This is a genomic window from Actinoplanes awajinensis subsp. mycoplanecinus (assembly GCF_001509495.1).
Lineage (GTDB): Bacteria > Actinomycetota > Actinomycetes > Mycobacteriales > Micromonosporaceae > Actinoplanes > Actinoplanes palleronii.
The window spans coordinates 49,409-74,588 of record NZ_LLZH01000286.1 but is presented as its reverse complement, the minus strand read 5'-3'; the positions used below and the strand labels follow the sequence as shown (position 1 = coordinate 74,588).

16 protein-coding genes are annotated in these 25,180 nt (G+C 73.0%); 12 read left to right on the top strand and 4 right to left on the bottom strand.

What is annotated here, in order from left to right:
• The first annotated feature begins 569 nt into the window (after window positions 1-569).
• From smc to ADL15_RS31450, 3 genes are all read left to right on the top strand, one after another.
• Entirely contained in the window at window positions 570-4,160 is a 3,591-nt protein-coding gene (smc, locus tag ADL15_RS31460; RefSeq protein ID WP_067698740.1) for a chromosome segregation protein SMC, read from the top strand.
• A 7-nt stretch (window positions 4,161-4,167) separates the two neighbouring features.
• The gene (locus ADL15_RS31455) at window positions 4,168-4,782 is read left to right on the top strand and encodes an HAD family hydrolase (RefSeq protein WP_067698738.1); all 615 of its coding nucleotides are present in this window, start codon (window positions 4,168-4,170) and stop codon (window positions 4,780-4,782) included.
• Window positions 4,783-4,862: 80 nt separating this feature from the next.
• The gene (locus ADL15_RS31450; RefSeq protein WP_067698736.1) at window positions 4,863-5,480 is read left to right on the top strand and encodes a hypothetical protein; all 618 of its coding nucleotides are present in this window, start codon (window positions 4,863-4,865) and stop codon (window positions 5,478-5,480) included.
• A gap of 51 nt (window positions 5,481-5,531) precedes the next feature.
• Here the strand turns inward: ADL15_RS31450 and ADL15_RS31445 are convergent, their stop codons facing one another.
• Window positions 5,532-7,211, bottom strand: a complete 1,680-nt coding sequence (locus ADL15_RS31445; RefSeq protein WP_067698734.1) for an alkaline phosphatase D family protein — start codon at window positions 7,209-7,211, stop codon at window positions 5,532-5,534.
• Between the two features lie 148 nt (window positions 7,212-7,359).
• On the opposite strand from ADL15_RS31445, the gene ftsY reads away from it, so the two are divergent.
• The 7 genes from ftsY (at window position 7,360) to ADL15_RS31410 (ending at window position 17,010) form a co-directional block, all read left to right on the top strand.
• Window positions 7,360-8,526 (top strand): signal recognition particle-docking protein FtsY, encoded by a 1,167-nt coding sequence (ftsY, locus tag ADL15_RS31440; RefSeq protein WP_067698732.1) that lies wholly within the window; start codon window positions 7,360-7,362, stop codon window positions 8,524-8,526.
• A 40-nt stretch (window positions 8,527-8,566) separates the two neighbouring features.
• Complete coding sequence (locus tag ADL15_RS31435; protein WP_067698730.1) at window positions 8,567-9,364, top strand: aminoglycoside phosphotransferase family protein; 798 nt, start codon at window positions 8,567-8,569, stop codon at window positions 9,362-9,364.
• Between the two features lie 209 nt (window positions 9,365-9,573).
• Window positions 9,574-10,944, top strand: coding sequence for an ammonium transporter (locus tag ADL15_RS31430; RefSeq protein WP_067698728.1), 1,371 nt, complete (start codon window positions 9,574-9,576; stop codon window positions 10,942-10,944).
• Window positions 10,945-10,980: 36 nt separating this feature from the next.
• Window positions 10,981-11,319, top strand: coding sequence for a P-II family nitrogen regulator (locus ADL15_RS31425; RefSeq protein WP_014694245.1), 339 nt, complete (start codon window positions 10,981-10,983; stop codon window positions 11,317-11,319).
• A gap of 4 nt (window positions 11,320-11,323) precedes the next feature.
• Entirely contained in the window at window positions 11,324-13,591 is a 2,268-nt protein-coding gene (locus tag ADL15_RS31420) for a [protein-PII] uridylyltransferase (protein ID WP_067698726.1), read from the top strand.
• 31 nt (window positions 13,592-13,622) lie between these two features.
• On the top strand, window positions 13,623-15,893 hold the full coding sequence (locus tag ADL15_RS31415) for a glycosyltransferase (RefSeq protein ID WP_067698725.1): 2,271 nt from the start codon (window positions 13,623-13,625) through the stop codon (window positions 15,891-15,893).
• A 55-nt stretch (window positions 15,894-15,948) separates the two neighbouring features.
• Window positions 15,949-17,010, top strand: a complete 1,062-nt coding sequence (locus tag ADL15_RS31410; RefSeq protein ID WP_067698752.1) for an O-methyltransferase — start codon at window positions 15,949-15,951, stop codon at window positions 17,008-17,010.
• A 136-nt stretch (window positions 17,011-17,146) separates the two neighbouring features.
• Here the strand turns inward: ADL15_RS31410 and ADL15_RS31405 are convergent, their stop codons facing one another.
• Window positions 17,147-17,632, bottom strand: a complete 486-nt coding sequence (locus tag ADL15_RS31405) for a CAP domain-containing protein (RefSeq protein ID WP_067698723.1) — start codon at window positions 17,630-17,632, stop codon at window positions 17,147-17,149.
• A gap of 344 nt (window positions 17,633-17,976) precedes the next feature.
• Window positions 17,977-20,253, bottom strand: coding sequence for a glycosyltransferase family A protein (locus ADL15_RS31400; RefSeq protein WP_067698721.1), 2,277 nt, complete (start codon window positions 20,251-20,253; stop codon window positions 17,977-17,979).
• 102 nt (window positions 20,254-20,355) lie between these two features.
• Between ADL15_RS31400 and ADL15_RS56600 the strand changes: the two genes are divergently transcribed.
• The gene (locus ADL15_RS56600) at window positions 20,356-22,533 is read left to right on the top strand and encodes a glycosyltransferase (protein ID WP_067698719.1); all 2,178 of its coding nucleotides are present in this window, start codon (window positions 20,356-20,358) and stop codon (window positions 22,531-22,533) included.
• A gap of 2 nt (window positions 22,534-22,535) precedes the next feature.
• Window positions 22,536-23,213, top strand: coding sequence for a hypothetical protein (locus tag ADL15_RS31390; RefSeq protein ID WP_067698717.1), 678 nt, complete (start codon window positions 22,536-22,538; stop codon window positions 23,211-23,213).
• Here ADL15_RS31390 and ADL15_RS31385 read toward each other — a convergent pair.
• Window positions 23,196-25,178 carry an acyltransferase family protein gene (locus tag ADL15_RS31385; RefSeq protein ID WP_067698715.1) on the bottom strand — a complete coding sequence of 661 codons (1,983 nt, stop codon included), beginning with the start codon at window positions 25,176-25,178 and terminating at the stop codon, window positions 23,196-23,198. The genes ADL15_RS31390 and ADL15_RS31385 overlap by 18 nt on opposite strands.
• Window positions 25,179-25,180: the final 2 nt, after the last annotated feature.

Here is a 25,180-nt window from a genome sequence, read left to right as displayed (position 1 = left end):
CCCGAAGGCCCCCCGAGCACCACCCGCCTCCAAAAGCCCGAGCGAGCGCCATCTGCCTCCCACGCGGCTGCCCCTGAGAGGTGTCAAACCCACCGTGAGGCACCGCTGAGCGCCAGCCGCAAGGCCTCGGCTGGTTGTGAGGGGTGTCTCAGCGGTCGTGAGGCACCCCTGGGCGCCAGCCGGCTTCGCGCGGCCGGTGCTGTTTCGTGCGGTTGGTGCTGCTCGCACGGCTGGTGCTGGTGGCTGTTTCGGTCGCGGCTGTGAGGGGGCCGTGAGAGCCAGCCGGGGCGTGGGTGGCCGGCTGCTGGGAGTGGGTGTTCAGGTCTCGGGACGGTGGGGGACGGGGCCGCCCGCGCGCGCCGGTTGGTGGGGCGTCTCTGCCACCCCGCCGTCAGGAGCGCTGGAACGGGGGGTGGGTGACCGATCCCGGCCACAGAGCGGTCCGCGGCCAGGCAGGGCGGGCGGATATTCCGGGTGGTCGGGGGGAGCTGGGCGCGGCGTAGCACTGTACTGCCCGGCCTCTGCGGGTAGCCTGCCACCCAGCAGATTCCGCCGACCCTCGGAGATCCGTGCACCTCAAGAGCCTGACGGTCAAGGGCTTCAAGTCCTTCGCCTCCGCGACCACGCTGCGGCTGGAACCGGGCATCACCTGTGTGGTGGGGCCGAACGGGTCCGGCAAGTCCAACGTTGTCGACGCCATCGCCTGGGTGCTGGGCGAGCAGGGTGCGAAGGCGCTCCGTGGCGGCAAGATGGAGGACGTCATCTTCGCCGGTACGGCGGGGCGGGCGCCGCTGGGCCGGGCCGAGGTCACGCTGACCATCGACAACAACGACGGTGCTCTGCCGATCGACTACACCGAGGTCTCGATCACCCGGCGGATGTTCCGGGACGGCGCCAGCGAGTACGAGATCAACGGTAACTCCTGCCGGCTGCTCGACATCCAGGAGCTGCTCAGCGACTCCGGCATCGGCCGGGAGATGCACATCATCGTCGGGCAGGGCCGGCTCGACGCGATGCTGCACGCCAAGCCGGAGGACCGCCGCTCGTTCATCGAGGAGGCGGCCGGCGTCCTCAAGCACCGCAAGCGCAAAGAGAAGGCGATCCGCAAGCTCGACGCGATGCAGGTCAACCTGAACCGGTTGAACGACCTGACCGCCGAGCTGCGCCGCCAGCTCAAGCCGCTGGGCCGGCAGGCCGAGGTGGCCCGGCGGGCGGCCGGCATCCAGTCCGACCTGCGCGACGCCCGGCTGCGGCTGCTCGCCGACGACCTGTTCACGCTGCGGACCACGCTGGACCGGGAGATCGCCGACGAGTCCGCGATGCGGGACCGGCGCGGGCAGGTCGAGGCGGAGAACCGGGAGATCCAGCGGATGCTGGCCGACCTGGAGCTGGCGCACGCCGAGGACGCGCCGCTGCTGCAGGCCGCCCAGGACACCTGGTACAAGCTTTCCACCCTGCAGGAACGGTTCCGGTCCACCGAGCAGCTGGCCTCCGAGCGGCTGCGGCACCTGGCCGCCACCCCGGACGACGAGCGGCCGGGCCGTGACCCGGAGATGCTCGAGGCCGAGGCCGAGCGGGTCCGGGAGCAGGAGGAAGAGCTGCGCGAGGCGCTCACCGAGGACCAGATGCGGCTGGCCGAGGCGGTCGAGCACCGGCAGGACCTGGAGCGCCAGCTGGCCGCCGCGGAGAGCGAGCTGCGGACGGCCGCGAAGGCGATCGCCGACCGCCGTGAGGGCCTCGCCAAGCTGACCGGCAACGTGAACGCCGCGCGGGCCCGGACCACCAGCGCGGCCGAGGAGATCGAACGGCTGGCGGCCGCGCACGAGGACGCGCTGATGCGGGCCGAGGCGGCGCAGGGTGAGGTCGACCTGGTGTCCGCCGAGTCCTCGGAGGCCGACCGGGACAACGCCGACCTGGACGCGCAGCACGACGAGGCGGTCGCCGCGCACGACCGGGCCGCCGCCGTGGTGCGCGAGCTGTCCGACGCGGAACGCGCCGCGGAGAAGGACGCGGCCGGTCTGAAGGCCCGCGAGGAGGCGCTCGGGCTCGGCCTCAAGCGCAAGGACGGCGCGGGCGCGCTGCTCGCCAAGGCCGGCCAGGTGCCCGGCCTGCTGGGCAGCCTCGCGTCGATGCTGACCGTGCGGGCCGGCCACGAGACCGCGCTCGCCGCCGCGCTGGGCACGCTCGCCGACTCGGTCGCCCTGGCCAGCCTGGACGAGGCGGTGGAGGCCGTCCGTACCCTCAAGATCGCTGATGCCGGGCGGGCCGCGCTGGTGATCGCGGCCTCGGCCGGGCCGGGTCTGCAGGGGTCGCTGGACAGTTTGCGGCCGGCGCTGCCCGAGGGTGCCCTGTGGGCGCCCGACCTGATCGACTGCCCGGAGCAGATCCGTCCTGCGCTGAACCGCGCGCTGCGTGACGTGGTGCTGGTCCCGGACCTGGCCGCGGCGACCGCGCTGGTCGGCACGAACGCCGAGCTGCGCGCGGTGACGCCGGACGGCGACGTGCTGAGCGCCTACGCGGCGGCCGGCGGTTCGGCGAAGGCCACCAGCTACATCGAGGTGCAGGCGGCGGTCGACGAGGCGAAGGCCGGCCGGGCCGCCGCCGAGCAGGCCATCGCCGAGCTCAAGGAGCAGCTCGGCGAGGCTCGCGCCCAGGTGGCCGAGCTGAAGCAGGTGGTCGCGGTGGCCGCCCAGGCGAAGCGGGCCGCCGAGGGTGAGCGCAACGCGGCCGCCCGGCGGCTGGCCGAGCTGGGCGCGGCGGCCCGGTCGGCGAAGGCGGAGAGCGAGCGGCTCGGCGCCTCCCGGCAGAAGGCCGAAGCGGCCCGGGAGGCCGACCTGATGCGGGTGGCCGAGCTGGAGGAGCGGCTGCGGCTGGCCGAGGACTCCCCGATCGACGAGGAGCCGTCGACCGAGGAACGCGACCGGCTGGGCGCGCTGGTGCCGCAGTCCCGGCAGAACGAGATGGAAGTACGGCTGGCCGTGCGGACCGCGGAGGAGCGGGTCTCCTCGATCGCCGGCCGCGCCGACTCGCTGACCCGCCAGGCCAACCAGGAGCGGCAGGCCCGGGAACGCGCCGCCGCCCGCCGGGCCGCCCGCGCCCGGGGCGCCGAGATCGCCAGGGCGGTCGCGTCCGGCGCGGCCACCGCGCTGGCCCGGGTCGCGGTCTCGCTGGCCGCCGCGGCCGGGGACCGGGACCGGATCGCGAGCGAGCGGACCAGCCGGGAGGCCGAGCTCCAGGAGGTGCGCGCCACCGCGAAACGTCTGGTCGGCGAGCTGGAGCGGCTGACCAGCGAGGTGCACCGGGACGAGATGGCCCGGGCCGAGCAGCGGATGCGCATCGATCAGCTGGAGGCCAAGGCCGCCGAGGACTTCTCGCTCGACGTCGAGACGCTGATCAACGAGTACGGCCCGGAGCAGCCGGTCCCGCCGTCCCAGGCCGACGTGGCCGCCGCCGAGAAGGACGGCAAGCCGGCGCCCGAGCCGGCCCCGTTCCACCGGCCGGCCCAGGAGAAGCGGGCCAACAAGGCGGAGCGCGACCTCACCCTGCTCGGCAAGGTCAACCCCCTGGCGCTGGAGGAGTTCGCCGCGCTGGAGGAGCGGTTCAAGTTCCTCTCCGACCAGCTCGAGGACCTCAAGGCCACCCGCAAGGACCTGCTCACCGTGGTCAAGGACGTGGACGACCGGATCCTCGAGGTGTTCACGTCGGCGTTCGAGGACACCGCGCGCGAGTTCGAGCAGGTCTTCCAGGTGCTCTTCCCGGGTGGTGAGGGCCGGCTGATCCTGACCGACCCGGACGACATGCTGACCACCGGCGTCGACGTCGAGGCCCGGCCGGCGGGCAAGAAGATCAAGCGGCTGTCGCTGCTCTCCGGCGGTGAGCGTTCGCTGACCGCGGTGGCGATGCTCTGTGCCATCTTCCGGGCCCGCCCGTCGCCGTTCTACATCATGGACGAGGTGGAGGCAGCCCTCGACGATGTCAACCTGGGCCGGTTGATTACGCTCTTCCGGCAGCTCCGGGAGAAGAGCCAGCTGCTCATCATCACGCACCAGAAGCGGACGATGGAGGTCGCGGACGCGCTCTACGGCGTCACGATGCGCGCCGGCGTCACCCAGGTGATCAGCCAGCGCCTCAACCGCGAAGACCGCGAAGAAGAGGACTAGGACAAGCATGCGCGATCCCGCCCAGGCCCTGCTGATCGACTTGGACGGCGTGCTGCGCCGCTGGGATCCGGCCCCGATGATCGCCGTCGAGGTGAAGTACGGCCTGAAACCGGCCGCCCTGCTGGAGACGTCGATGTCCTGGGACATCTACCAGCCCGCGATGGCCGGCGAGATCACCGACGCGGAGTGGATGGGTCTGGTCGCGAGCCGGCTCCCGCTCGACGAGGCGCAGGCGGCCGCGGCGGTCGCCGAGTGGCAGGAGTACCGGGGTGAGGTGGACCCGGACGCGCTGGCGTTCGTCCGCGGGGTGCGGGCGGCCGGCCGCCGGGTCGGGCTGGCCACCAACGCCACCGACCGGCTCCGCGGCGACCTGGACGCGCTCGGCCTGACCGACGAGTTCGACCTGGTGCTCAGCTCCTCGGAGATGAAGGTGCACAAGCCGGCGCCGGAGTTCTTCAAGCAGGCCTGCCTGGCGATCCGGCACCTGCCCAAGTACGTGCTCTTCGTGGACGACGACGACCGGGTGATCCAGGGAGCGCGGGCGGCCAAGCTGGCCGGGTACCGCTGGGCCGGCCCGGAGCACGTCGCCTACCTGCGCAAGGCCCTCGATCTCCCGGATTGACGCCTGTTCTGTCCCCGGACGGGTATTTCATCGATGATGTTCGTTGATGATGAACGGCATACCGGCCCGAAGGGAACGTGATGTCTGCCGCTATCGCCAAGATCGGTGTACTTGTCGCGCTGATGAGTGTGGCGGCCTGCTCCGCCACGTCAGAGGGGGAGCCGGCCGCGGACAAGACGGCGGAGAGCAGCACGCCGTCGGCGATGGAAACGCCGGGTGGGTTCGCGCCGGTCGGGCCGGGTGTGCCGATCGAGGCCGGGCGGCAGTTCGTCTTCGCCACCACGCAGTCCGGCGGCCGGATGATGCTGACCGTCGGCGCCGACGGGGTGCTGACCGTCACTGATCACCTCGAGGACCAGGCGCTGTTCGTGACCACACCGGTCAAGGCCGGTGGCGACGAGTACCTGATGCAGACCGCCAAGATGCTCGAGGGCGGGGAGCCGTGGTGCCTCGCGGTCCACTCGCCCGGCGGCACCCAGCCGCGGGAGCTGAAGACCGCCGCGTGCGACACCGGCAAGCAGGACCAGATCTTCACGTTCCCGAAGACCAGCGACGGCAAGGGCATCGTGATCGAGGTCGACGGTCGTTACCTGCTCACCCAGGACAAGGGCGAGAAGGTGGTGGTCCAGGAGAGCGGGAAGACCTCTTTCACCGTACGGGACCAGGGGAAGTCGACCCTCCCGCGGCTCGGCGACTGACCCTCACGAGTCGGCGCCGGATCCGGCCGCCACCGGATCCGGCGTCCTCACCTACGGCCGGTACGTGTTGTCCGCCACCTCGTGCAGGTGGCCGTCCTTCGAGGTGCCCTCGATCCGGGCGCGCGCGGTCCGCCCGTCCAGGGTGAGGGTGCCGATGGCGTTGCCGAAATACGGGTCGGAGAGCCGCTTCCACCGGATCAGGGGCTTGGTCACCCCGGCCGACTTCGCCAGGCCGCGGACCACCCGGGCGACCGGTGGCAGCCAGCTCACCCGCATCAGCGGCCGCAGCGGCAGCGGCACCTCGTTGTGGATCGGCGAGCAGGTCAGCTGCATCACCGGGGTGGCCATGGCGTGCCCGAAGTCGGCCCGAGCCACGTACGAATGGTGCACGTCCCCGGAGAGCACGCTGATCGAGGCGGGTGCGGCGTACGCCCCGCCGGCGCCGACCCGGTGGCCGGGCGCGCCGACGCCGCCCTCGCCGAGCCGCCGGAACAGCTCGCCCAGCGCGGTGAAGGACTTGCCGAACGCGGCCCAGTGCTCCAGGTCGAAGACGCGCCGCAGCTTCTCGCCGAACGCCGCCCAGCGCGGGTTGCGCGACTCGGAGACCGCCTCGTTCCACGCCTCCAGGTGGTGGATGGCCGGCGGCATCAGCCACGGCAGCGACGAGCCGACGACCAGGTGGTCGTAGTCGCCGTGTGCCTGGCTGATGAACCAGTCCCACTCGGCGGCCGGCAGCATCGCCCGGGCGCCCGGGGTGAGCACCCGGTTGCAGCGGTTGTCCAGCACGACCAGCCGGGTCCGGCCCAGATCGAGGGCGAAACTCCACTGGTACGGCACGTCGGTGTTGTCCGCGGAGTCCGGCTCGTCGACCGACCGGCCGAACTCGTGCAGCAGGTCGGTGGCGTCGTCGGCGGCGGACACCTTCTGGAACAGCGGGTCGGCGGCCAGCTCGTCCGGGCTGAGGTTGCCCAGGTGCTGGTAGACCCAGTAGGAGCCGAGACCGCCGGCGATCCGCTCCCGCCACCACGACTGTTCGGCCATGTCGGACCGCCAGGACGCCGAGGTGTTCCAGTCGTCGATCAGCTCGTGATCGTCGAAGATCATCACGCTGGGCACCGTGGAGAACAGCCAGCGGACCTCCGGGTCACGCCAGGACTCCAGGTAGAGCTTGGTGTACTCCTCGAACGTGACCACCTGGTCGGACGGCGCGTCGCTGCCGGCCTTGCGGTGCCGGCGCAGGAACCGGCGCACTTTGTGCGAGGTCTCGTCCGCGTACACCTGGTCGCCGAGCAGGACCAGCAGGTCGGGGCGGTGCTCCGGCTCGGCCATCAGGCGCCGGGAATAGGCGTCCAGCGCGTCCGGCGGCAACGTCCGGCCGGCGTCCTGCGGGCTGCCCTGCCGGCACGAGCCGAAGAGCAGGCTGACCGGCTGGGCCGCGTCCTCGGCGGCCCGGGTCCGGATCACCGACGGCGGGTACGGCGACCCGGCCGCCGGCCACACCTCGTTGTCGTCGAGGGTCACCCGGTAGGCGTGCGAGGAGTCCGGGGCCAGCCCGGACACCACGACCAGGGCGTAGTGGTGGCCGTACGCACAAAATGTCGCAGCGGACCCGGCGGCCCCGCCGTCGGCCTCGACCCGCACCTGCGCGGGTTCGCTGGTCTCCACCCAGATGGTGGCGCGGTCGCCGGTGACGCGCCGCAGCAGCGGACCGATCAGCAGTTGGGCGGTCACCGGGCGGCGCCGGGGATGTGTCGCATGGGGGAAATGGCCTTCCGGGCGGGGTCTCGAGGGGCTTGCACATCCTTACTACCCCCGCGCGGATTTGCCAGTGGCGTGGCCTCTGCCACGGCCGGACGGCTCATCTGTCAGGATTTCGGCTATGGAATACGTGGTCGCCGCAGTGATCCTGCTCGTCGTCCTGGTCGTGGGCGCGGTCGGGCTGGTGGTGCCGAAGATGCGCCGCCGGGAGCTCCCGCCGCCGTCCGAGGCCTCGACCACCACCCTGGAGCGGCCGCCGGTCGTCGAACCCGCGGTCGAAGCGCCGCCGGTGGTGCTTCCGCCGCTTCCGGTGGAAGAGGAGGAGCTGCCTCCTCTCATTCAAAAGATCGAGACCCCCGAGCCGACCGCCGGCCGCCTGGTCCGGCTGCGCGCCCGGCTGGCCCGCTCGCAGTCCGCGCTGGGCCGGGGCCTGCTCACCGTGCTCTCCCGGGACCACCTGGAGGAGGACGACTGGGAGGAGATCGAGGAGAGCCTGATCACCGCGGACGTCGGCGTCGAGGCCACCCAGGTGATCGTGGAGCGGCTGCGTGAGCGGGTCCGGATCCTCGGCACCCGGACCGTGGCCGGTGTGCGTGAGCAGCTCGTCGAGGAGCTGACCGCGGCGCTCGAGCCGGATCTCGACCGCAGCCTGCGCACCACCGGGCACGAGGGCCGCCCCGCGGTGGTGATGGTGGTCGGCGTCAACGGCGCCGGCAAGACCACCACCTGCGGCAAGATCGGCCGGGTGCTGATCGCGGACGGGCGCACCGTGCTGTTCGGCGCGGCCGACACGTTCCGGGCGGCGGCCGCCGAGCAGCTGGCCACCTGGGGCGAGCGGGTCGGCGCCGAGACGGTCCGCGGGCCGGAGGGCGGCGACCCGGCCAGCGTGGCGTTCGACGCGGTCAAGCGCGGCATCGAGACCGGCGTGGACGTGGTGCTGGTGGACACCGCCGGCCGGCTGCAGAACAAGATCGGCCTGATGGACGAGCTGGGCAAGGTCAAGCGGGTGGTGGAGAAGCACGGCCCGGTCGACGAGACGCTGCTCGTGCTGGACGCCACCACCGGCCAGAACGGCCTCGAACAGGCCCGGGTGTTCACTGAGGTGGTGGATGTCACGGGTGTGGTGCTCACCAAGCTGGACGGCACCGCGAAGGGCGGCATCGTCATCGCGGTGCAGCGCAAGCTGGGTATTCCGGTGAAGCTGGTGGGCCTGGGCGAGGGTCCGGACGACCTCGCCCCGTTCGAGCCGGCGGCCTTCGTCGAGGCCCTGCTGGGAGAGACCGCGTAGGCTCGCCTTTGTTACGTGGGTATATCCAGGGAGGCTGTGGGTGACGCAGGAGCCGCTGCGCGAGATACCGCTGCACGGTGGCAACGTCAGCACGGTGTCCCGGATCGGCGACACGGTCCGGCGTAATGCCGGGCCGTGGACGCCGGCCGTCCACGCGCTGCTCAACCACCTCGAACGGGTCGGGTTCACCGGCTCGCCGAGCGCGCTGGGGATGGACGAGAAGAACCGCGAGGTGCTCACGTACCTCGACGGCGAGTGCGGCGAATACCCGCTGGCCCCGCACTGGGTGACCGAGGAAGCGCTGGTCACGGTCGCGACCATGCTGCGGATGTTCCACGACGCGCAGTACGGCTTCGTGCCGCCTCCCGGCGCGGTCTGGCGCTCGTTCGGCCCGCCCCCGCCGGACACCGAGGTGATCTGCCACCACGACGCCGCCCCGCACAACGTGGTCTGGCGTCCGGACGGCACCCTCGCCCTGATCGACTTCGACCTGGCCTCGCCCGGTTCCCGGATCTACGACGTGGCGTACGCGGCGTGGACCTGGGTGCCGCTGTTCAGCGACCGGGACTCGTACACGCTGGGCTGGAAGCGGCCGAACCGGCCGCGCCGGCTGCGGTTGTTCGCGGACGCCTACGGGCTGATCCCGCGGGACCGGCATCGGCTGGTGCGGACCATAAGGAAACGGATCGTCGATCACGTCGAGGGCATCCGCCGGATGGCGGCGGCCGGTGACCCGGCGTTCGTCCGGATCGTGCACAAGGGCCATCTGCGCCGCCCGATGCGCGATCTGCGGCTGCTGGATTACGAGCGGCACACGCTCGAATACGCCCTCCGTTAGATCAGGCGGGCATTTTGCCTGTTCAGCCAAGATCACTTAACGGCCTGTGAGAGTTTCTTCACACGTCGGAAACAACCCGTGACGCGCCGGAAATCGCGCGTAGACCGTGCTCGAAACAGCCAGCCGGAACGCTCTGCCTCGAACCGGCCGACCGGCATCGCAGCCACCTCGGTCAGGTGTGAAGACACTTAATCCCGAGAGGAGGCAGCGTGGAGATCAACATCGGCAACACCGCTTGGTTGCTCCTGTCGTCTGCGCTCGTTTTGCTCATGACACCCGGCTTGGCGCTCTTCTACGGGGGCCTCAACCGGTCCAAAGGCGCCCTGAACATGATGATGATGAGCTTCTCCAGCATCGGGATCATCTCCGTGCTGTGGGCGCTCTACGGCTTCAGCCTCTCGTTCGGCGCCAGTGGCAACGCGAGCCTGAACCAGTTCATCGGCAACCTCACCCAGTACGGCGGCACCGACATCAGCTGGGCCGGCGACCTCTGGGGCACCACCGGTATCCCGATCTACGTCTTCATGGCCTTCCAGATGATGTTCGCGGTCATCACGGTCGCCCTGATCAGCGGCGCGCTCTCGGACCGTCTCAAGTTCGGCGGCTGGGTGCTCTTCGCGATCGGGTGGTTCACCCTGGTCTACGTCCCCGTCGCCCACTGGGTCTGGGGCGGTGGCTGGATCGGCGCGAAGCTGCACGCGCTGGACTTCGCCGGTGGTACCGCGGTGCACATCAACGCCGGTGCGGCCGCCCTCGGTGTCGCCCTGGTGCTCGGCAAGCGGGTCGGCTGGCCGCGGGACAACATGCGTCCGCACAACGTGCCGTTCGTCGCCCTCGGCGCCGGTCTGCTCTGGTTCGGCTGGTTCGGCTTCAACGCCGGCTCCGAGCTGACCGTCGACAGCGTCACCGGTGTCGCGTTCGTCAACACCCAGCTCGCCACGGCCGCCGCGCTGCTCGGCTGGGTCGCCGTCGAGTGGATCCGGGACCGTAAGCCGACCCTGGTCGGCGCGTCCTCCGGTGCGGTCGCCGGTCTGGTCGCCATCACCCCGGCGTGTGGCTTCATCGCCCCGCTGCCGGCCGTGCTGCTCGGTCTGATCGCCGGCGTGGTCTGCGCCCTGGCCGTCGGCCTGAAGTACAAGCTGGGCTACGACGACTCGCTCGACGTGGTCGGCGTCCACTTCGTCGGTGGCTGGATCGGCTCGCTCTTCATCGGCTTCTTCGCCACCAACACGGCCAACAGCGCGATCACCGACGTGCTCGGTGGTTCGGACGGCCTCTTCTACGGCGGCGGTTTCACCCAGCTCGGCCGGCAGTTCGTCGGCAGCGCCGCGGTCACCGTCTACTCGCTGGCCATCGCGGCCCTGATCGCCTTCGTCCTGAAGAAGATCAAGCTGCTGCGGGTCTCCGAGGAGGCCGAGATCGGCGGCATCGACATCGCCGACCACGGCGAGACCGCGTACGAGAACACCCCGGCCGCCGGTTCCGGTGGCGGTGGCGCCTTCGCCATGGCGGGTATCTCCTCGAGCAAGGCCGTCGACGCCGATGGCAAGGCTGATGTCAGCCAGAAGGTCGCCGGTTAATCTCCCCCCATGGCTGCTGGATTGGAAGGACTGAGCATGAAGCTGGTGACCGCGGTCATCAAGCCGTACCAGCTCGACGCGGTGAAGGAGGCTCTGCACGCCCTCGGCGTCGCCGGGCTCACCGTGAGCGAGGTACAGGGTTACGGCCGGCAGAAGGGGCACACCGAGGTCTACCGGGGTGCCGAGTACACCGTCGAATTCCTCCCGAAGATCAAGGTCGAGGTGATCACGGACGAGATCGACGTCGAGAAGATCGTCGACGCCGTCGTGACCGCCTCGCGGACCGGCAAGATCGGTGATGGCAAGGTCTGGGTGACGACGGTCGACGACGTCATCCGGGTCCGTACCGGCGAACGCGGCCTGGACGCACTGTAAGCACATGACGAACCCGTTGAGTGAGCCTCCGGCCCCGCCCGCGCGTCCGGCCGGGGGCTCCCTCGACAAGCTGCGCGAACACATCGGAGCCGCGGCACGCGACGAGCGTGCCGCGGCGCTCGACGTCTGGCTGCGGGAGCTCTTCCCGAGCCACCTGCCCGGCGTCAGCCTGCTCGCGGTGGGCGGACTGGGCCGGCGTGACTGCGCCCCCTACAGCGACCTGGACCTGGTGCTGCTGCACAACGGGACGGCCGGCATCGACCGGATCGCGTCCGCGCTGTGGTACCCGATCTGGGACGCCCGGCTCGGCCTGGACCACTCGGTGCGCACCCTGCCCGAGGCGCTGTCGGTCGCGCACGACGACGTGAAGGTCGCCCTCGGCCTGCTCGACGCCCGGCACGTGGCCGGCGACGCGAGCCTCTCCGCCGAGTTGATCGCGGCCTCCGGGGATCAGTGGCGGCGCACCGCCGTCCGCCTGATGCCCCAGCTCAAAGAGATCACCCAGAGCCGCTGGGCCAGCCACGGCGAGCTCGCCTTCCTGCTCGAGGGCGACCTCAAGGAGGCGTCCGGCGGGCTGCGCGACGTGACCCTGCTGCGCGGCGTCGGCCGCGCCGGGATCGCCGACACCATGCGCCCCGCGGTCCGCGCCGCCGCCCTGCGGCTGCTGGACACCCGGGACGCCCTGCACCTCGCGGTCGGCCGCCGGGTGGACCGCCTGGTCGCCCAGGAGCGCTCCACCGTCGCCGACCTGCTGGAGATCGAGGACCCGGACACACTGCTGCGGCGGGTCTCCGGCGACGCGCGGACCGTCGCGCACGCCGTCGACGACGCCTGGCGGGCCATCGACCGGCTGCGCAGCGGCCGCCGCCGGGGCACCACCCCGATCGCGCCGGCCCGCCGCCCGGTCGCCCGCGACGTGGTCGAGCAGGACGGCGAGCTCGTGCTGGCCCGCACCGCGATCGGCCCGCTGCCGGACCCCAGCCTCTCGCTGCGGGTGGCCGCCGCGGCCGCCACCGTGCAGCTCCCGATCGCCCGGGCCACCAGCGAGTGGCTCGCCTCGTTCTGCCCGCCGCTGCCGAACCCGTGGCCGGCCTCCGCCCGGGCCGCGCTGGTCTCGCTGCTCGGCGCCGGTCCCGGCCTGCTGCCGGCCTGGGAGGCCTGCGACCGGTACGGCCTGATCGACGCGTGGCTCCCCGAGTGGGCCCGGATGCGCAGCCTTCCGCAGCACCACCCGGTGCACCGGTTCACCCTGGACCGGCACCTGGTCCAGGCCGCCTACGAGGCCACCAAGTACGCCCGCGAGGTGGACCGCCCCGACCTGCTGCTGATCGGCGCGTTCCTGCACGACGTCGGCAAGGGCCTGCCCGGTGACCACAGCCTCGTGGGCGCGCCGATCGCCGCCGACATCGCCGCCCGGATCGGTCTGCCGCCGGCCGACGTGGCCACCGTCGAGAAGATGGTCCGCCTGCACCTGCTGCTGCCGGACGTGGCCACCCGCCGCGACCTCGACGACCCGCTGACCATCTCCGCGGTCGCCGAGGCGGTCGGCGACCCGGCCACCCTCGACCTGCTGCACGCGCTGTCCCGGGCCGACTCGCACGCCACCGGCCCGGCCGCCTGGTCGGACTGGAAGGGCCGGCTGATGGCCGAGCTGGTCCGCCGGGTGCACACCGCGCTGGACACCGGCGCCCTGCCCGAGCCGCCCGAGCCCGACCCGGAGCTGCTCACCGGCGACCTGCCGGTGGTGCACCTGGAGGGCGACGAGGTGTCGGTGGCCGCCGCCGACCGGCGGGGACTGCTCGCCGGGGTGGCCGCCTGCCTGGCCATGCATCGGCTGGACGTGGTCGCCGCGAACACCTCCACGGTCGACGGGCGAGCCATCGTCTCGTGTTACACCCAGCCGCGGTACGGCACGCCGTACGATCCGGTCGCCCTCGCCGCGGACCTGCGCCGCGTCGCCTCCGGTGACGTCTCGGTGACCCAGCGGGTCCGGGCCCGCGCGATGAGCGCCCGCGGTGGCACCGCCGAGCCGCGGGTGGTCTGGCAGCGCGCGGTCGCCACCGGCGCGGTCGTGCTGGAGTTGCGGGCGGCCGACTCGCCGGGCCTGCTCTACCGGGTGACCAGCGCGCTCGACGAGGCCGGCGCGGAGATCCGGGCGGCGCGGATCTCGACCCTCGGCGGTGACGTCGTCGACGCGTTCTACCTGGTCGGGGCGTGGGACGAAGCGGCCGAGCGGGATCGGGTGCAGCGGGCGGTCCTGGCCGCCGTGTAACTCGACGCCGGTCGGCGCGTTGGACCGACCGATGATCGGGGACGAGAAGCCGGCCACTCTGGTGGCCGCGACGGTCCGCAACCGCGCGGTGAGTCTGCGGGAAGAGCTGGCGTCTGCCGGGCTGAGCGGCCGGGGTGGCCTGGCCGAGTTGCTGGCGGCCGCCCGGGGCGGGCTGCGCGGGCGGGACGTGACGGTCCGGCCCGACCTGCTGGCCACCCTGGCGCGGATCATGGCGTTGCAGGATGTGCTGCCGACCGACCGGGCCGACGCCCTCGCGCTGTTCGAGCTGATCGGCGCCCGGGGGATCGCGGTGCACGCCCAGCTGGCGCTGCTCGAGGGCCGGCCGGTGCGGCTCGCCGGGCTCGACCGCCAGGTCCGGCACGAGATCGGCACCGACCTGGCCAACCCGTTCCGGAACCCGGGGCGGCCGGTGGGTCCGTGGCTGCGGCGGTTCGGTGCCGGGCTGCCCGGTCCGTCGCTCCGGCTGGACCACCGGGACCATCTGGCGCCGTTCGACCGGCTCTACACGCGGGAGCCCGCCCCGATCGAACGACCGGAACGGATCACCGTGGTGATCACCGCGTACCGGCCGGACGAGGGGCTGATCACCGCGGTCCGGTCGATCACCCGGCAGTCCTGGCGGAACCTGGAAGTGCTGGTGGTGGACGACGCGTCGCCGCCGCAGTTCGACGCGGTGCTGCGGCGGGCGGTGGCGCTGGACCCGCGGGTGCGGCTGCTGCGCCAGAGCGTGAACGCCGGCACGTACGTGGCCCGCAACACCGGGCTGGACGCGGCGACCGGCGAGTTCGTGACGTTCCAGGACTCCGACGACTGGTCGCATCCGCGACGGCTGGAACTGCAGGTCACCCCGCTGCTGATCGACCCGGCACTTGTCGCGTCCACGTCGGACGGCCGCCGGGTCACCGAGGACCTCACGCTGACCCGGCTCGGCCGGCGCGGCGGCAAGCTCAACCCGTCCGCGCTGCTGGTGCGCCGGGCCGCGGTGCTGGACCGGGCCGGATACCTCGACGTGGTCCGCAAGGGCGGCGACTCCGAGTACATCGCGCGGATCACCGCGGCGTTCGGTGAGCGGGCGGTGCGCCACCTGCCGGTGCACCTCGCGCTGATCCGGCTGTCGGCCGGCTCGCTGTCCCGGTCCGAGATCCGGCCGTACTGGATCCACCCGGCCCGGGCCGCCTACCTCTCCGGCTACACCACCTGGCACCGGCGGATCGCTGCCGGCGAGGCGTCGGCCTTCCGGCCGCGCGACGGATCGGACCGTCCGTTCCCGGCGCCGCCGCACCTCTCGCGGTCCGCGTCGACCGAGGTGCCACCGCTCTGGTACGACGTGACAGTCGCCGCCGACTGGCGGGTGCTGGCCGAGACCCAGCGGTCCGCGCTCGCCGAGATCGAGGCGCTCGCCGCCCGGGGGCTGCGGGTGGCGATCCTGCACCTGGAGGACTGGCGGCGACCGGTGCGGACCCGGCTGCCGGTGCACCCGGCGGTGCAGCACCTGGTCAACACCGGGCGGATCGGGCAGGTGGTGCTCACCGATCGGGTCCACTGCGGACTGCTGCTGGTGCGGCAGCCCGAGGTGATGCGCCATCCGCCGGCCGGGGAGGTGGGGCTGTCACCTCGTACCCTCATGTTTTTGATCGATGAAGTGCCGGGAGGCGCGCTGGGCGCCTGTACCGCCGCGGCCGAGCGGATGTTCCGGGTCCCGGCGCTGTGGTGCCCGCAGGGTCCGGCGGTCCGCGCGGCGCTGCACGGCGTGCCGGACCTGGTGGTGACCGACTTTGATCTGCCGACGGTGGCCACCGACGGGCCGGACACGCTGCGCCGCCCGCCGCTGCCCCGGGTGCCGGTGGTCGGCGCCGAGGTGACCGACAGTCGGGAACTTGCCGTGTTCGACGGGCTGACCGGCGTCGACGTGCGGATCCGGCTCGCCGACGGGGCGCCGCTGCCCCGGCAGTCGGCCCGGCGGCTGATCTACCGGGCCGCCGAGGTGGACCCGCCGGAGTTCTTCGGGCAGCTCGACTTCGCGCTGAACTTCCCGGCGCCGACCGGCCGCTCGGTGCTGGACGCCGCCGCGATGGGCTGCGTCGTGATCACCGGGGAGCCCGGGCCGATCGGGGTGCACTGCCGGCCCGACCAGGTCGGTGCGCTGCTGCGCCGCTTCCAGGCCGATCCGGAACTCGTCGCCGAGCAGCGGCGGCGCAACCGGTCGGCGCTGCGCGCGGCCTACCACCCGGAGCCGTTCACCGACCGGATCCGCGTAACGCTCGGTAGCTTGCCGCGTTAGGGCTTGATGTGGTCGCCCCCGCGGCCGCGTGCAGGCACGGGAGGTGGCGGTTTTCATGGTCCGGAGACTTGATCGGCTGGCCGGGCGGGTACGCGAGCTCGGCCCGCGGACCCTGGCCGCCGTCGCGCTCACCGCACTGCTCGTCGCCGCCGTCACCGCGGCCGCCGCGCTCGGGGCGACCGGCCTGGCGGTCTGCCTGGTCGCCGCGCTGCTCGCCCTGGTGATGGCCGGGGTGCTGCACCTGAACCGGCGGCTGGTCACGCTGCGCGCCGACCGCCGGGAGATCCGCGACCTGCGCGTGGTGCTCGACCAGACGCAGCGCCGGGTGGTGTCCGCCGTGGAACGCCAGCGGCTCGCCACCGAGGACCGGCACCGCGAACTGTTCGACGCGGTCACCCGGGTGCAGCGGATCGCCGACCGCGGGGTGCGCAACCTGCAGCTGGCGGTGCCCCGCGAGCTGGAGGCGACGGTGCAGCTGTTCCAGGGCTTCACGCCGCGCGCGCCGATGCCGTCCTCCGGCGACTACGCGCTGAACCCGACCGACCTGCTGGAGCTGCTGTTCCTGGTCCGCTCCCGGCGGCCGAAACTGGTCCTCGAGCTGGGCAGCGGCACGTCCACGATCTGGCTGGCCTACGCGCTGGAACAGGTCGGCGGCCGGCTGATCTCGCTCGACCACGACCCGGAGTACGCGAACCGCACCCGCGCCGCCCTCAAGGCGCACGGGCTGACCGGGGTGGCCGAGGTGCGCGACGCGCCGCTGGCCCCGGTCGAGCTGGCCGACCGTGTCTACCCCTGGTACGACCCGGCCGCCTGCGAGGACCTGGACGGCGTCGACTTCCTGCTGGTCGACGGGCCGCCCGCCGCGGTCGGGCCGGACAGCCGCTACCCGGCGCTGCCGGTGATCGGCCCCCGCCTGGCGGACCACGCCACGATCGTCTTCGACGACGTCAACCGCAAGGACGAACAGGCCGCAATCGACCGCTGGCTGACCACGGTGGACGGCCTCTCCCGCGAGGGCGAGATGCTCGGCCGCCACGCCGTCCTGTCCTTCACCCGCAAGGTCCTGACAACGGCGAACGCCCCGGCCGCAGGGGGATCGGCCGGGGCGTTGCCGTAAGCCCGTGACACGGACGGTGTAACCGGAGTTCCGGCCGCAGGGGGATCGGCCGGAACTCCGTGGTGTGTCCATGACACGAGCGTTGATCCGGAGTCCCGGCCGCAGGGGGATCGGCCGGGACTCCGAGCTTTTTAATTCAGTAGCCGAAGTCCTGGGTGAAATAGGGCGTGCCGTTGTCGCTGTAGACCGCGCCGACGCCGACGGTCTTCGACTTGCAGCTGAGGATGTTGGCGCGGTGGCCCGGGCTCTTCATCCACGCGCTGACCACGTCCTTGCCGGAGCGGTAGCCCCAGGCGATGTTCTCGGCGGACGGCTTCGGGTAGCCGGCGGCCTTCTCCCGGGCGACGAAGTTCGAGCCGCCCTTGCCGGTGTGGCTGAACGAGCCGGTCTGCCCCATGTAGGCACTGTGCCCCCGCGCCGCGGTGATCAGCCGCTCGTCGACCTTGAGGGCGGCGCAGCCGTGCGCGGTGCGCTGCACGTTGGTCAGCCGGACGATGTCGGCCTGCATGGTGGTCTCGGTGACCGGCGCGGCCTGCGCCGGCGCGGCGACCAGCGTGACGCCGAGAGCGGCGGCGGGAGCGAGAGCAGCGACCAGGGCGAAGCGGCGGAAGAGCGAGCGCAAGGGAGGCCCTTTCGGAGTTCGGCGCCTGGCTGCTGCCAGGTTCACCGTTCTCTTCGGCCCCGGGCCGGCCGACTCGAATGCCAACCGGGCGTAGCTGCGTCGCTGTTCGGTTGCCGACCGACAAACCCCATTTGGTACGAATACCGAGCGCCCCGCCGCAGGCTACGAGCCACGTCCCGCCCGTGAGGCGCCGCGACGCCGCGGCCCGCTCCGGACCGCGGCGCGCCCCCGGGTCCCGGCTGGGCCTCAGGGGTGTCTCCGCGCCGCGGAGACACCCCTGAGAGCCAGCCACCAACCGGGAGCCGCGCCTGCCTGCGGGTGCGGCCACCCGCCTCGCGTGCGGGTCAGCGGGGACGGGGGATGGGGTGGAGGAGGGAGCGGAGGGCTTCGGCGTAGCGGCCGTGGTGGTGGCGGCGGGCGTAGTCGCGGCCGCGGGCGCTCTGTGCGGCGTAGCGGGCCGGGGAGCGGTGCAGGCGACGGACGGTGCGGTGCAGGTCGTCGGGGGTGCAGTAGACGGCGGCTTCGCCGTAGTCCGGTTCGCGGTCCGGGGGGAGCAGCAGGACGCAGCCGGCCGCCAGCGGGGCCAGCAGGTCGGCCGGGCCGTCGTCGCCGCCCAGGTAGTAGTCGAGCTGGTGCAGGAACGACCGTGGGGTGACGTCGCGCTCCTGGTAGATCAGCCAGTGCAGCGGCGGGCGGGCGCCGAACGCCGCGGGGGAGCCGTCGGAGCGGTCCAGCAGGCGTACGTCGAAGTCGGGTGAGTCCCGCAGCGTCTGGCGCAGCGACCGGAACTCGTCGCCGGCGACGGCCCGGCCCAGGATCGGGCGTTCCGAGTCCGGTTCCCCGCGGGTCGCCCGCCACCGGCGCGGATCCACCGTGGCCGGCAGCGTCACCAGCGCCGGCTCGGTGCCGAACAGCCGCCGGGCCGCGGCCAGGCACGCGTCGGTGGCCGGCGCCCACGCCGGATCGTCCTCGATCACCACGCGGTCGGCGCGCACCCCGCTGGGCAGTCCGGACGCGAACGCCAGCGGCGCCGGGCCGCGGACGACGAGCAGCCTGGCGTGCACCCGGTCGGCGAGCAGCACCTGCGCCACCGAACCCACGTTGATCATGCGTTGGACGTCCGGGTCGAGGTTGCGGGTGGCGGCGTCGAGCGTCGGCAGGTGCAGCACGGTCACCGGCACGTTCTCGGCCAGCAGCGCGCGCAGCGGGCCGGCGCTCTCCGGCGCGGTGAAGTCGCCGGCCAGCACCAGGTCGTACCCCTCAGGGTTGACCGTGGTCCCGGCCAGCCGGTGCGGCGCGGCGAACGTCCGCCGCAGCGGTGTCCGCGGCCGGAAGGCCGCCTCCCGACCGGCGATCACCCGGGTGTGCCAGGCCTGGAACGCGGAGAGGTACGCGTGCCGCGCCGGGTGCATCCAGCCGGCCGCCATGTCCGCGCTGGACAGTGAGCCGCCGGAGAGCCGGATCAGGGCCAGGGTCTCGCCGCCCAGGTGCGGTACGGCCGGCCGCCCGAACACCGCCCGGGCCCGCTCCACGTATTCGGCGTCCGCGCCCTTGCGGACGGTGTCCAGGTAGCCGAGCTCCTTGAGGGCCGGCTCGCGGCGCAGCATCAGCGACGACAGGTTGTACGACCGGTGCCCGGGATACCCCGGCCGGGTCACCACGAGATCCCCGGTCACCCGCATCCCGGCCGACGTGGTCGCGAACACCTGCTTCTCCGCGATCAGCGGCGCCACCTGCCGTTCCAGCCGCAGCGGGTGGGACCAGTCGTCGGAGTCCTGGAACGTCACGAACTCGCCGGCCGCCGCGTCCAGCCCGGCGTTGCGGGCCAGGTACGTGCCGCCGTTCACCGGCAGCCGCAGCACCCGGACCCGCGGGTCCAGCGCGGCCGCCGCGTCCAGGGCCGTGGTGTCCTCGGACCCGTCGTCGACGATCAGGATCTCGTGGTTCGTCCAGCTCTGCGCGATCAGCGAGCGCACCGTCACCAGCAGCGCCGGCCCGGGCCGGTACGTGGTGACCACCGTCGTGATCGTCCGCGGGTCGTCCACCGCGGCCACCGCGCCGGGCACCAGCCGGTCGAACCGCGGCCCGGTCCCGTCGGCGACGGTCAGCCCCGGCGCGGGCAGCAGCGCGGTGAACCGGGCCAGCCAGTCGCCCGGCTCGGCCAGGTCGACGGCGAGCGCCTCGCGGACCGTCCTCGGGATCGCCGAGTACCGGGCCAGCAGGTCGGCGGCCCGCCCGACCGGGAACGCGAGCTGGGCGTGCAGGCCCTGGTGCTCCGGGGCGATCGCGGCCGGCCCGTGCTCGCGCAGCAGCGCGTCGAACAGCGCCAGCCCGTCCGGCCGGTCCTCCGGCTCGAGGTCCTGGCAGGCGATCACCCGGGCCAGCTCGCCGAGCGCCCACGGGTCGGCGCCGCCGGGCAGCGGGCGGCCGGCCCGGGCCGTGGCGATCAGCGCGTCCAGGTCGGTGACACCCGCGGCGTGTGCCAGCAGCGCTCGCGCGTCCACCGAGCGGGCCTGCAGCGCGGCCGTCGCGGGTCCCTCCGGACCGGCCTTGCGCAGCGTCCGCAGATGCCGGTCCAACAGGGCTGATCCGTACGAATCCGGGGTGATGTGCGTGCGCATGGTCTGCCCAACGCCCCGGCCGGGCCCGGCGTGACGTGACCGGGCCGCGGTTCGTTGTGCCCGCCGGGGGAAAGTCCGGTTCTAGCAACGGAGTACACGAGCATGACCGTGACCGTCCATGACGTGGCGATCCTCTCCGATTTCCGATACCCGGGCGGGAACTCGGCGGCCATCGCGGCCGAGGTGCGCGCCCAGGCCGAAGCCGGGTTGCGCACGATCCTGGTGCACGTACCGTCCCCGCACAATCGGGACGGGCTGCCGTTCAGCCCGCGGATCGCCGACCTGATCCGGGACGGCCTGGCCGAGCTGGCCACGCCGGACGCCGCGGTCAACACCCGGCTGCTGGTGGTCCGCCAGCCCCGGATCTTCACGGCCGACCTGGCCGTGGTGCCGCGGGTGCAGGCCGAGCACACCGTGATGGTGTTCAACCAGGCGCCCGGCGACGCCGCGGACCCGAAGCGGTACTACGACGTCGACGAGGTCCGGGACCGGGTCGAGCTGTACTTCGGCCCGGCGATCGAGTGGATGCCGATCAGCCCGCAGGTGCGGGACACCATGCCGGGTGTGCCGCTGGCCGCCGGCGACTGGCACGAGATCATCGATTCGGGGCAGTGGTGGGTCGATCGGCACGGGCCGGTCGCCGCCGTACCGGTGATCGGCCGGCACGGGCGGGCCGACCCGGTGAAGTGGCCGCGGACCGCCGGTGAGCTGCTGCGGGCCTACCCGGACCGGGACGACCTGCGGGTCCGGGTGCTGGGCGGCGGTGAGATCGCGACCCGGCTGCTCGGCCGCCGGCCGGCCGGCTGGGACGTGGTCCCGTTCGGCGCCGAGGACCCCGCCGCGTTCCTGCGCACCGTCGACTTCTTCGTCTACTTCCACGATCCGGACCTGGTCGAGGCGTTCGGCCGGACCATCCTGGAGGCGATGGCCGCCGGGGTGCCGGCGATCGTCGGTGAGCACTTCCGGCCGATCTTCGGCGACGCCGCGCTCTACACCACGCCGGCCGGGGTGGAACCGCTGGTCCGGGAGCTGTGGGCGGACCGCGACCGGTACCGCGCGGTGGTCACCCGGGCCCGGGAGTTCGTCGACACCCGGTACGGCACCGCCTCGCACCTGGCCCGGCTCGCCGACAGGGGAGTCGTCGGACGAGCGGCCGCCCATCGGGCGGCGACACGCCGGGCGCGCCCGCCGGCGCCCCGCCCGGTGCTGATGCTCAGCGACAACGGGGCCGGGCTCGGGCACCTGTCCCGGCTGATGGCGATCGGCCGCCGGCTGCCGGCCGGTCACCCCGCGGTGATCGCGACCCAGTCGTACGGCGCGTCGGTCGCGCACCGGGAGGGTTTCCTCACCGAGTACCTGCCGTCGCGCGCCGTGCTCGGCCTGCCCAAACAGCGCTGGGCCGGCTTCCTGCAGTCCCGGCTGGAACACCTGGTCGACCTGCACCGCCCGGCCGTGGTCGCGGTGGACAGCGTCCCGCACGAGGGCATCGTGGCCGCCGCGGCGGCCCGGCCGGACGTCACCTGGGTGTGGGTGCGCCGGCCGATGTGGCGGCGCGACACCGGCGCCGAGTGGATCACCCGGGGCGCGGTCTTCGACGGCATCCTGGAGCCCGGCGAGTTCGCCTCGTCGGTCGACGCGGGACCGACCGTCGCCGACCGGGCCCGGGTGCACCAGGTCGAGCCGATCATGCTGCTGGACCGGGACGACCTGGCCGAGCCGGACGAGGCCCGGGCCGCGCTCGGCATCGAACCGGGCCGGCCGGCCGCGCTGCTGCAACTGGGCGCCGGCAACATCAACGACATCGCGTCGCCGGTCGGCCGGATCGCCCGGCACCTGCGCGAGGCCGGCTTCCAGGTGCTGCTCGCCGAGTCGATGATCGCCACCGACCCGATGCCGGTGGTGCCCGGCGCGCGGGTGGTGAAGGTGTACCCGATCAGCCGGTATCTGCGCGGACTGGACCTGGTGGTCAGCGCGTCCGGATACAACTCGTTCCACGAGCTGCTGGCGTTCGGGGTGCCGGCCGTGTTCGTGCCGAACCGGGCCACTTCGCTCGACGATCAGGTGGCGCGGGCCCGGTTCGCGGCGGCCACCGGCGCGGCGTTGTGCGTAGAAGACCCGGAAAGTGGTGAATTGGACCGGGTGCTCGCCGAGGCGGTGCGGCCCGAGGTGCGGGAACAGCTCGCCCGGCGGTGCGCGGAAGTCGGATTCGGCAACGGCGCGGCGGCCGCGGCCCGGTGGCTGGCCGGGTTGGCCGCAGAGAACGTACGAAGCGGAGCGTGAACATGTCCGACTCATCCACGATGGCCCCGGCCGGGCCCGAACTCGAGAGACTGCGCTGGGAGATCGCCGCACTGACCGGGCGGATGCGCTCGGTCGAGCTGGAACGGGACTCGTGGCGGGCCCGCTGCGATCGGCTCGCCGAGCAGCGGGACCGGGAACGGGAGAAGAGCCAGCGGTTGCGGACCAGCGGGTCGTACCGGCTGGGACGGGCGCTGGTGTCGTTCGCCCGGGACCCGTGGCACACCTCGCCGCAGCTGGTCCGGGGACTGGCCCGGCGGTTGCGGCCCCAGGGGGAGGGTGTTCCGGTCGTACCCGAGCAGGTTTCCCGGACGCCGGCCGCGAAGCGGCGGCCCGCCTGCCTGTACGTGGCGATCGGCCTGGACCACGACACGCTGCGCGACTTCCTGGTCACGGTCAACCAGCGGCTGCTGGTGACGCCGGACCACCGGCCGGTGGTGCTCACCGACGATCCGGCGTTCTCCCTGCTGCGCAAGCTCGGGGTGCTGCTGGAGTACCTGCCGGACCGGGCCACCTGGGAGAAGCACCGGCCCGACCGGGCCTGGGACGACCTGCTCGCCGAGCGGCTCGCCCAGCTGTCCCGGGACCACGCGCTGGACCGGACCGTGGTGGTGGACCGGCTGCGCCCGCCGGTCCTCGCCGACCTACTTCAGCTGCGGTAGCGCCTGCTCCAGCAGCGGTGCCACCGTTCTGGCGTACGTGCTGGTCAGGTGGTTGGAGTCCCGGTAGGCGAGCACGTTGCCGATCACCGGCGGGCAGAAGTCCGTGCACAGCCACGGCACCGGGTCGATCACCGTGACCCCGGTGAGCCGGTGCAGCACCGAGCGCTGCGCCGGCCCACGCAGGGCCGTCGCGGCGCTCTTCCCGCACCGGTTGATCCGCTTCAGGCGGGCCTGCCGGGCGACGCAGATCGGCACCCGCTCGCCACCCAGGTAGGGGGTGTCGGCGATCAGCGCGACCGGTGCCCGCACCGAGGTGACCGTGCGCTGCCAGGCCGCCTGCCACTGGGTGGCCTCATCCGTACGGGTGTCGACCGGCCGGTAGTTGAAACTCGACCCGATCACCACGAGCGCCGGTCGCAGCGCCCGGATCCGGGCCACCGCCGAGGTGTGGAACGCGCCGCACTCGGTGTACTCCCGCTTCAGCCCGTCGTGCCAGAGCCGCAGGTCGGCCGCCGAGCAGGAGGACTTGCTGAGCGAGACCAGCTTCCAGTGGCGCCGGGTGGCGAGCTGTTCCAGCGCCGGGAACCACTGGGCGGCGTGCGAGTCGCCGTAGAGCACGATCGTGGTGGCCGAGGCCGGGTCGCCGTAGACGCACCCGGCCGGCGCGACGAGCACCGGCACCTCCACGTGGCACTGGTCCGCCCACACCCGGGCCTTGTCGGCGTTCACCGTGGTCAGCGACGGGGTCAGGTTCGCCGGCAGCTCCCGGGTGGTGCGACTGCTCCGGACCGCTCGGGTGATCACCGCGTACGGGTCGGTGGCCCGGGCCGCCGCGGCCGGCAGGTCCCGGATCGCCGCGCCGGCCGGCACCGGGTGCGGCAGCAGCGCGATGGTGACCGCGACGGCGGCCACCGCGCCGGACAGCCCGGCGCCCAGCCCGAGCGCCCGGATCGGCCGCCGGCGCAGCTGCGCGTGCTGCCGCAGCGGGTTCTCCACCAGGTGATACGTCATCCAGGCCAGGCCCAGCGCGACCGCCGCGAGCAGCAGCGCGAGCGGCAACGACGGCTCCACCCCGAGCGCGGCCGGCCCGATCAGCAGCAGTGGCCAGTGCCAGAGGTACCAGCCGTAGGAGAGCCGGCCGACGACCTGCAACGGCCGGGCCGCCAGGGGGCGGAAACCACCGGCCAGCACGGCCGCCGCGCCCGCCACCGGGAGAAGAGCAAACCCACCGGGGTACGCCGTGCCGTCGTCGAACCAGAGCGCCGCGACCAGGATCCCGGCCAGCCCGGCCCCGCCCAGCCATGTGTTCGGCCTCGGGTTCTTCAGGAACGCCGCGAGCAGCGCGCCGACGCCGAGCTCCCAGGCCCGCGCATGCGGCCCGAAATAGCCCCAGGGCGCCGAGCGCGCGGTCTCCAGCACCCCGGCGGTGAACGACGCCAGCACCAGCGCCACCAGCAGCGGCTTTTTTTTAGGAAGCAGCAAGAGCAGCGGCCAGACCAGGTAGAACTGCTCCTCGACGGCGAGCGACCAGAAGTGCTGGAACGGCGAGGGCGGGGCGTCGGCGTTCAGGTAGTCCGTACCGGTGACCGCGAAGCGCAGGTTGGCGACGTAGCCGGCGGCCGACAGCGCGTCCCGGGCCAGCTCGCCCATCCGGATCGCCGGCAGCCACAGCCGGGCCGCCACCAGCGTGGTGACCAGCACCAGCGCGGCGGCCGGCAGCAGCCGCATGGCCCGCCGGGCATAGAACCGGCGGATCGACACCCGTCCGGTCGCCGCCTCGCGCAGCAGCAACGACGTGATCAGGAAACCGGAGATGACGAAGAAGACGTCCACCCCCACGTAGCCGCCCGCGGCCAGCGGCACCCCGGCGTGCCCGAGCACGACCAGGAGCACCGCGACCGCGCGCAGGCCCTCGATGTCGGGACGGAAACCTGGGCGGTCCGGGGTGGTCGGCGAGTGGCTCATCG